Below are 7,659 nucleotides of genomic sequence, written 5' to 3'. Positions count from 1 at the left end.
CCTTTTCTACCCATTAAAATACTCATAGGCCTGCCTACAATATGACTGCGACCAATAACAACGGTATGTTTTCCTGCTGTATCTACATTGTAACGTTCTAATAATTCTAAAATTCCAAAAGGGGTTGCAGGAATAAAAGTTGTCATATCCAAAGCCATTTTTCCAAAATTTTCGGGATGAAATCCGTCAACATCTTTACTAGGATCTACAGCCATTAGTACTTTTTGTGTATCGATTTGTTTAGGCAATGGTAGTTGAACTATAAATCCATCTATATCATCGTTTTCATTTAGTTCTTTAATTTTCTTAAGCAATTCGGTTTCAGAAGTTGTGCTGGGCATTTTTATCAATGTAGATTCAAAACCTACTCGCTCGCAGGCTTTTACTTTACTGCCTACATATGTTAAACTAGCACCATCATTACCAACAATTAAAGCTGCTAAATGAGGAACCTTTTCGCCATTAGCTTTCATTTTGTTTACTTCAGCTGTAATTTCATTTTTTATGTCTTCTGACACTTTTTTACCGTCTAGTAGAATCATTTTTGTTTCTTGTATGTTAGGGAATTGTAAATTGGTAATGGGTTATATTGCTATGAGACAGAAGTCTTTTACAAGTGTTTGTTTATATTATTTCATATTTTGCATCATGCGCATCATGTTTTTGCCTCCGCCACCTTGCATCATTTTCATCATTTTACTCATTTGTTCAAACTGCTTCATCAATTGATTCACTTGCTCAATTTTAGTGCCAGAACCTTTTGCTATTCGTGTTTTTCTTTTCATATCAATTAAAGAAGGCTTGCTTCTTTCAATTGGTGTCATAGAGTGAATTATTGCTTCGATATACTTAAATGCATCGTCTTCAATTTCAACATCCTTCATGGCTTTACTAGCTCCCGGGATCATTCCAACAAGATCTTTCATGCTACCCATTTTTTTGATTTGATGAATTTGTGTTAAAAAGTCATCAAAACCAAATTCATTTTTAGCAATTTTCTTTTGTAATTTTCTAGCTTCTTCTTCATTATATTGCTCTTGTGCTTTTTCAACAAGTGAAACAACATCACCCATGCCTAAAATTCTATCAGCCATACGGGCAGGGTAAAACACATCTATGGCGTCCATTTTTTCTCCTGTACCAATAAATTTAATAGGCTTATTAACAACTGATTTAATAGAAATAGCAGCTCCACCACGTGTATCACCATCTAATTTTGTTAAAATAACACCATCAAAATTTAATTTATCATTAAATGCTTTTGCAGTATTAACAGCATCTTGTCCAGTCATTGCATCTACAACAAACAAAGTTTCATTTGGCTGGATAGCTTTATGCACATCTGCAATTTCATTCATCATATGCTCATCAATAGCTAAACGACCAGCAGTATCTACAATAACGACATTAAAACCATTGGCTTTTGCGTGTTTAATTGCATTTTGAGCAATTTGAACGGGGTTTTTATTTTCAGGTTCTGAATAAACCTCAACACCTATTTGGTCACCAACTACGTGTAGTTGATTAATAGCCGCCGGACGATATATATCACAGGCAACTAATAATGGTTTTTTTCCTTTTTTTGTTTTGAGATAATTGGCTAGTTTACCTGAGAAAGTTGTTTTACCAGAACCTTGTAATCCTGACATTAAAATAACAGATGGATTGCCTGATAAATTTATACCCTCTACTTCACCACCCATTAATTCAGCTAATTCGTCTTTTACAACTTTTATCAATAACTGCCCGGGTTGCAAACTTGTTAAAACGTTTTGTCCAATGGCCTTTTCTTTTACTTTAGTTGTAAAATCTTTTGCAATTTTAAAGTTAACATCTGCATCTAATAAAGCTCTACGAACTTCTTTTAAAGTGTCGGCTACATTAACATCGGTAATTTTACCGTGTCCTTTTAATATATGAAATGCTTTATCTAACTTTTCTGTTAAATTATTAAACATAGTATTGATTTTATTTAATGAAATGCAAATTTAAGAATTTGATTCTTAAGTTAATTAATAAACATAAAAAAATCCACAATAAAGTGAATTTTTTTTTGACTACTTCATTAATAACAATAGCTTACTAATTAGGTATTGAATCTAAAGTTGTAGGAACAACGATTTGTTGTTTGGATTTTATAGCTTGATTTTCGCAGCGGTCGCATAAGTCTGTAATGTTTTTTAATTCGTGAGCTTTAGCTACGCTACCTTCAAAAATTTCATCGGTTCGTTTTCCATTAATATATCCACAGTCTGAAAACAAATGATAGCTTTTGCCTGATTTAGTCCAAAATACATTGTTTGCACCTGTTAAGTCTTCAACCTGACGTGTTTGATTGGTATATTGTTCAACAGAAGGCGGATTAAAATCTGCTCCTCCAATTCCTGCAATTACTAAGGCTAAACCAGCAATTCCACCTACAATACCTTTTTGTTTTCCTGTTAAGTTTTTATTAGTTAAAATTAAAATCAATAGAGGCAAAAAAGCTAAAACACCCATTATTGCTCCTAATTGATTTTGAACAAAAAATTTAAATTTATTTTTTTCTGAAGCTGGATCTAATCTGTTGGCTTTTTTCCAAAGCCAAGAGGCTGTTAATGATAAAACTAAAATGACAACTATAACAACTATAATCCATGTCATATTTAATGGATTTAACAATTTAAAAATTGCAAAAATTTGTAATCCAATAGCAACAATCCATGCAAGAAATGCAAACAATCTAAACTGAAACGCTTTTCCTTCGTTTTCTTTTGAAGCTACAAAAGAATAATTTGAATCAGCAGTTGAATTGTTTTCATCTTGTATTTTCGTTAATTTTTTATTTGTAGCCATAGGTTTTATATTTTATATTTCAAAAATATTATATTTTTAGTAAAATAGGATTAGATTATTAAAAAAATAGAAAAGTATCTAACTTACTGACCTATTTAACTAAAAAAAAGTAAAAAATAAAAAAAAAGTATAAATATTTGTAAGATTTTTCTAGTTAAAATAAAATTACATTCGTTCAGGAACCTCAATTCCTAATAGTTGAAAGGCCGATTTTATAGTGTTTCCAACCGTTTTAGACAATTGAACTCTGAATATTTTTTTAGTTTCATCCGTTTCTCCTAAAATAGAAACATTTTGATAAAAGGAATTAAATTCTTTTACTAACTCATAGGTATAATTTGCAATTAAAGCTGGACTATAATTTGCAGCTGCACTTTGAATTACATCGGGATACATTTGAATTTGTTTGATTAATTCTTTTTCTTTTTCATGTAATTCAATGCTTACATCATTAGAATAATCAAATTCTGCTTTTCTAATAATTGATTGAATACGAGCATAAGTATATTGAATAAAAGGCCCTGTGTTTCCTGCAAAATCAACCGATTCTTCTGGATTAAAAAGCATTTGTTTCTTTGGATCTACTTTTAGCATATAATACTTTAAAGCACCCATTCCAATAGTTTCGTATAAGCTAGATTTTTCTTCTTCAGAATAACCATCTAGTTTTCCTAATTCTTCTGAAATACTTTGTGATGTTGCAATCATTTCTGCCATTAAATCATCTGCATCAACAACTGTACCTTCGCGAGATTTCATTTTTCCTGAAGGTAATTCAACCATTCCATAAGATAAATGATATAAACTTTCTGCCCATTCAAAACCTAATTTCTTTAGGATTAAGAATAATACTTTAAAGTGATAATCTTGCTCGTTTCCTACCGTGTAAACCATTCCTCCAATATCTGGATTGTCTTTTACACGCTGAATAGCTGTTCCAATATCTTGTGTCATGTAAACTGCAGTTCCATCAGAACGCAATACAATTTTTCGATCTAAACCATCTTCTGTTAAGTCAATCCAAACAGAACCATCAGGATCTTTTTCAAAAATTCCTTTTTCTAATCCAAATTGAACTACTTCTTTACCTAATAAATACGTATTGCTTTCGTAATAATAACTATCAAAATTTACTCCTAAGTTTTTATACGTTTGTTCAAAACCTTCATAAACCCATTGGTTCATGGTTTTCCAAAGTGAGACTACTTCTGTATCACCAGACTCCCATTTTAATAGCATTTGCTGAGCTTCTACAATTGATGGTGCTAATTTTTTAGCCTCCTCTTCTGTTTTCCCTTCAGAGATCAAAACTGCAATTTCTTTTTTGTAATTTTTATCAAATTCTACATAAAAATTTCCAACCAATTTATCTCCTTTTAAACCTGTAGATTCTGGAGTTTGACCTTCACCATATTTTTGCCAAGCTAACATCGACTTACAAATGTGAATTCCTCTATCGTTAATGATTTGAGTTTTGTATGCTTTTTTACCTGATGCTTTAATGATTTCTGCTACAGAATATCCTAATAAAATATTACGAATATGTCCTAAATGTAAAGGTTTGTTTGTATTTGGTGAAGAATATTCAACCATAATGGCTTTAGCATTTTCATCTACATTTACGAATCCAAAATCTTCATCATTTTTAATTGAATTGAAGAAATTTACATAAAATTCATCTGAAATCACCAAATTAAGAAAACCACCTATTACATTAAAACGGCTTACAAAGTCATTTTTATCTACTAAAAACGTTCCAATTTTAGTTCCAATTTCTACAGGATTTCCTTTTAAAATCTTCACTAATGGAAAAACAACCATAGTAACATCGCCTTCAAAATCTTTTCTAGTTGCTTGAAATTCAATTGTTTCAATAGTTAAATTGAAAAGCTCTTGAATTGCGTCTTGAATCTGCTCTGTAAGAATTTGATGTAATGTCATTTGTAGGTATTTTTAAAAGCTCAAAGATAGTATATAGTAATTAGTTGCGAGTAATTAGCGAATAGTTTTTTTTTGATTTTACATAAAAAATGCAACTCAAATGAATTGCATTTTATGATTTTATTTTAATTAAAATTATCAGATAAGGCTAACGGTAATAGAATATGATTGAAAAATTGAACTAACATTTTTATTCTAATTTCTTAACAGACTACCATCTAATTATAACACTTCCCCAAGTAAAACCACTTCCAAAAGCTGCTAAAACCACTAAATCTCCTTCTTTTATTTTTCCTTGTTCCCACGCTTCTGTTAAAGCAATTGGAATAGATGCTGCTGTTGTGTTTCCGTATTTTTGAATGTTATTATAAACTTGGTCATCTGTTAAACCAAATTTCTTTTGAATGAATTGTGAAATTCTCAAATTTGCTTGATGAGGAATCAACATATTAATGTCTGCAACTTGTAAATTATTAGCTTGCAACCCTTCATTGATGACTTCACTAAAACGAACCACTGCATTTTTAAATACAAATTGCCCATTCATGTAAGGAAAATAACTTTCGTCATTAGGATCATTATCTGTTATAATATCTGTAACCCAACGTTTCCCCATTCCTGGTGCAATAAGCGCTAATTCTTCTGCATGTTGACCTTCTGAATGTAAATGAGTAGATAATATTCCTTTAGATAAATCTTCCTCTCTAGATAAAATAGCGGCTCCTGCTCCATCTCCAAATATCACAGAAACACCTCTTCCGCGGGAAGTCATGTCTAATCCTGTAGAGTGTAATTCTGATCCTATTACCAAAATATTTTTATACATTCCGGTCTTTATATATTGGTCGGCAACAGAAATAGCATATACAAAACCCGAACATTGATTGCGTACATCTAATGCACCAACAGTTTTTAAGCCTAAATCTCTTTGCACTAAAACACCTGGCCCTGGAAAATAATAATCGGGACTCAAAGTGGCAAAAACAACAAAATCAATATCTTCTTTAGCAATTTGAGCTCTTTCAATAGCAATTTGGGCTGCCTTTACACCCATAGATGTTGTTGTGTCTTCACCTCTAATAATGTGTCTACGCTCTTGAATACCGGTTCGTTCTTGAATCCATTCGTCATTGGTATCCATTACTTGTGACAAATCATCATTGGTAACTACATTATCTGGAACATAAAAACCTAATCCTGTTATTTTTGAATGAAACATACCTGTTATTTAGATTTATTTGATTTACAAATTTATCAAATTAATAGTTGAATTTATTACAATAATGTGTAAATTATCTATAAACAGTATTGATTTTTAAGTTAATTCAAAATTTAATTCAAATGCTTAAAAATTAAAAAGTGTTTATTACATATTTCAATTGAAAAATGTATTTTTACATGATAATTTTTAAACTAAATTAAGCTTTTTCAATTGAAAAAGCATGATGCCTTTTTATTATCCTAAAAAAAAACAAAACATGTTTCTAATTTTTTACTTTAAAAATAAAAAGATATGAACTTATCTATTGAAACGCCCGCATTACTTTTTTCTGCTACATCTTTAATTTTATTAGCTTATACGAATAGATTTTTGACAATTGCACAAATTGTTAGAGGTTTAAAAAAATCATATGACCAAGAGCATACATCTGGAATTTTACTTCAAATTAAAAATTTAAATTTAAGGCTAACCTTGATTCGTTATATGCAACTTTTTGGTGTTTTGTGTTTGTTTTTGTCTGTATTTTCTATGCTTTTGTTGTTTTTTGAACTTCAACTGATCGCTATTTATTTGTTTTGTGGCAGTTTATTGTGTTTGCTAATTTCATTAGCCCTTTCATTTTGGGAAATAAGCATTTCTGTTGAAGCACTTCGAGTGCATTTGAGTGATTTAAAAAAGATGGACTAATGCATATAAAACTTATAGTCATTGGTAAAACTGACAACAAAAATATGCAGTCTTTAATTGAAGAGTATTGCAAACGTTTGTCTTTTTATATTAAGTTTGAATTAGAAATTATTGCAGATTTAAAAAACGTTAAAAACATTACAGAGGCACAGCAAAAAGAAAAAGAAGGTGATTTACTTTTATCTAAAATAAGTGCTACAGATTATTTAATTTTATTAGACGAAAATGGAAAATCATATTCAAGTCTAGATTTTTCTGATTTTTTACAAAAAAAAATGAATTCTGGTATCAAAACTTTGGTTTTTGTAATAGGTGGTCCTTATGGCTTTAGCCAGGCTGTTTACAACAAGTCACAAGCAAAAATATCGCTATCTCAGATGACCTTTTCACATCAAATGGTGCGTTTGTTTATAATTGAACAACTGTATAGGGGTTTTACAATTTTGAAAAACGAACCCTATCATCATCAATAGTTTTAACTGAAAACTAATATTACATCTTTTTAGCTTCTTCCCAAAAAACATCCATTTCTGACAAAGACATTTCTGATAAATCTTTACCCAATTCAATAGCTTTACTTTCTAGATACATAAAACGCTTGATAAATTTTTTATTGGTTCGCTCTAATGCATCTTCGGGGTTTATTTTTAAAAAACGTGCATAATTGATTAAGGAAAACAAAACATCTCCAAACTCGGCTTCCATTTTATCTTGATTACCTGCCTGAATTTCAACATGTAATTCGTGTAATTCTTCTTGAACTTTGTCCCATACTTGATGTGTTTCTTCCCAATCAAAACCCACGCCTTTTACTTTATCTTGTATGCGACTTGCTTTTACTAAAGCTGGTAAACTTTTAGGAACTCCCTCTAAAACTGATTTACGCCCTTCTTTAAGTTTTAATTTTTCCCAATTGCGTTTCACATCCTCTTCGTCTGCAACAATTACATCACCATAAATATGAGGATGTCTAT

At 30.5% G+C, this 7,659-nt stretch carries 8 protein-coding genes; 2 read left to right on the top strand and 6 right to left on the bottom strand.

Features of this window, described 5'->3' with window-relative positions; translation table 11 throughout:
* From AABM47_RS07250 to AABM47_RS07230, 5 genes are all read right to left on the bottom strand, one after another.
* Window positions 1–542, bottom strand: a 542-nt coding sequence (locus AABM47_RS07250) for a tetrahydrofolate dehydrogenase/cyclohydrolase catalytic domain-containing protein (protein ID WP_338410262.1), incomplete at its 3' end; no start/stop codon positions are given.
* Between the two features lie 87 nt (window positions 543–629).
* Entirely contained in the window at window positions 630–1,958 is a 1,329-nt protein-coding gene (ffh, locus tag AABM47_RS07245) for a signal recognition particle protein (protein WP_338410261.1), read from the bottom strand.
* Between the two features lie 124 nt (window positions 1,959–2,082).
* Window positions 2,083–2,835, bottom strand: a complete 753-nt coding sequence (locus AABM47_RS07240; RefSeq protein ID WP_338410260.1) for a hypothetical protein — start codon at window positions 2,833–2,835, stop codon at window positions 2,083–2,085.
* Window positions 2,836–3,000: 165 nt separating this feature from the next.
* Complete coding sequence (gene argS / locus AABM47_RS07235; protein ID WP_338410259.1) at window positions 3,001–4,776, bottom strand: arginine--tRNA ligase; 1,776 nt, start codon at window positions 4,774–4,776, stop codon at window positions 3,001–3,003.
* Between the two features lie 211 nt (window positions 4,777–4,987).
* A complete protein-coding gene (locus AABM47_RS07230) occupies window positions 4,988–5,995 on the bottom strand; it encodes a beta-ketoacyl-ACP synthase III (RefSeq protein ID WP_338410258.1) in 1,008 nt (335 codons plus the stop codon).
* Window positions 5,996–6,289: 294 nt separating this feature from the next.
* Between AABM47_RS07230 and AABM47_RS07225 the strand changes: the two genes are divergently transcribed.
* Both AABM47_RS07225 and rlmH read left to right on the top strand, forming a co-directional pair.
* A complete protein-coding gene (locus tag AABM47_RS07225; protein WP_338410257.1) occupies window positions 6,290–6,685 on the top strand; it encodes a DUF2721 domain-containing protein in 396 nt (131 codons plus the stop codon).
* Window positions 6,685–7,158 carry a 23S rRNA (pseudouridine(1915)-N(3))-methyltransferase RlmH gene (gene rlmH / locus AABM47_RS07220; protein WP_338410256.1) on the top strand — a complete coding sequence of 158 codons (474 nt, stop codon included), beginning with the start codon at window positions 6,685–6,687 and terminating at the stop codon, window positions 7,156–7,158. Before AABM47_RS07225 ends, rlmH begins: the two co-directional genes overlap by 1 nt.
* A gap of 19 nt (window positions 7,159–7,177) precedes the next feature.
* Here rlmH and AABM47_RS07215 read toward each other — a convergent pair.
* A partial coding sequence (locus AABM47_RS07215) for a MazG family protein (RefSeq protein WP_338410255.1) occupies window positions 7,178–7,659 on the bottom strand: 482 nt, incomplete at its 5' end.

This window comes from uncultured Flavobacterium sp. (assembly GCF_963925415.1).
Lineage (GTDB): Bacteria > Bacteroidota > Bacteroidia > Flavobacteriales > Flavobacteriaceae > Flavobacterium.
The sequence above is the reverse complement of the archived record's forward strand: the minus strand, read 5'-3'. Positions and strand labels throughout refer to the sequence as shown.

Excerpts from the sequence above, each read along its gene's own strand:
- ffh (WP_338410261.1), bottom strand. The coding sequence starts at position 1,958 with ATGTTTAATAATTTAACAGAAAAGTTAGATAAAGCATTTCATATATTA.
- AABM47_RS07240 (WP_338410260.1), bottom strand. The coding sequence starts at position 2,835 with ATGGCTACAAATAAAAAATTAACGAAAATACAAGATGAAAACAATTCA.
- argS (WP_338410259.1), bottom strand. The coding sequence starts at position 4,776 with ATGACATTACATCAAATTCTTACAGAGCAGATTCAAGACGCAATTCAA.
- AABM47_RS07230 (WP_338410258.1), bottom strand. The coding sequence starts at position 5,995 with ATGTTTCATTCAAAAATAACAGGATTAGGTTTTTATGTTCCAGATAAT.
- AABM47_RS07225 (WP_338410257.1), top strand. The coding sequence starts at position 6,290 with ATGAACTTATCTATTGAAACGCCCGCATTACTTTTTTCTGCTACATCT.
- rlmH (WP_338410256.1), top strand. The coding sequence starts at position 6,685 with ATGCATATAAAACTTATAGTCATTGGTAAAACTGACAACAAAAATATG.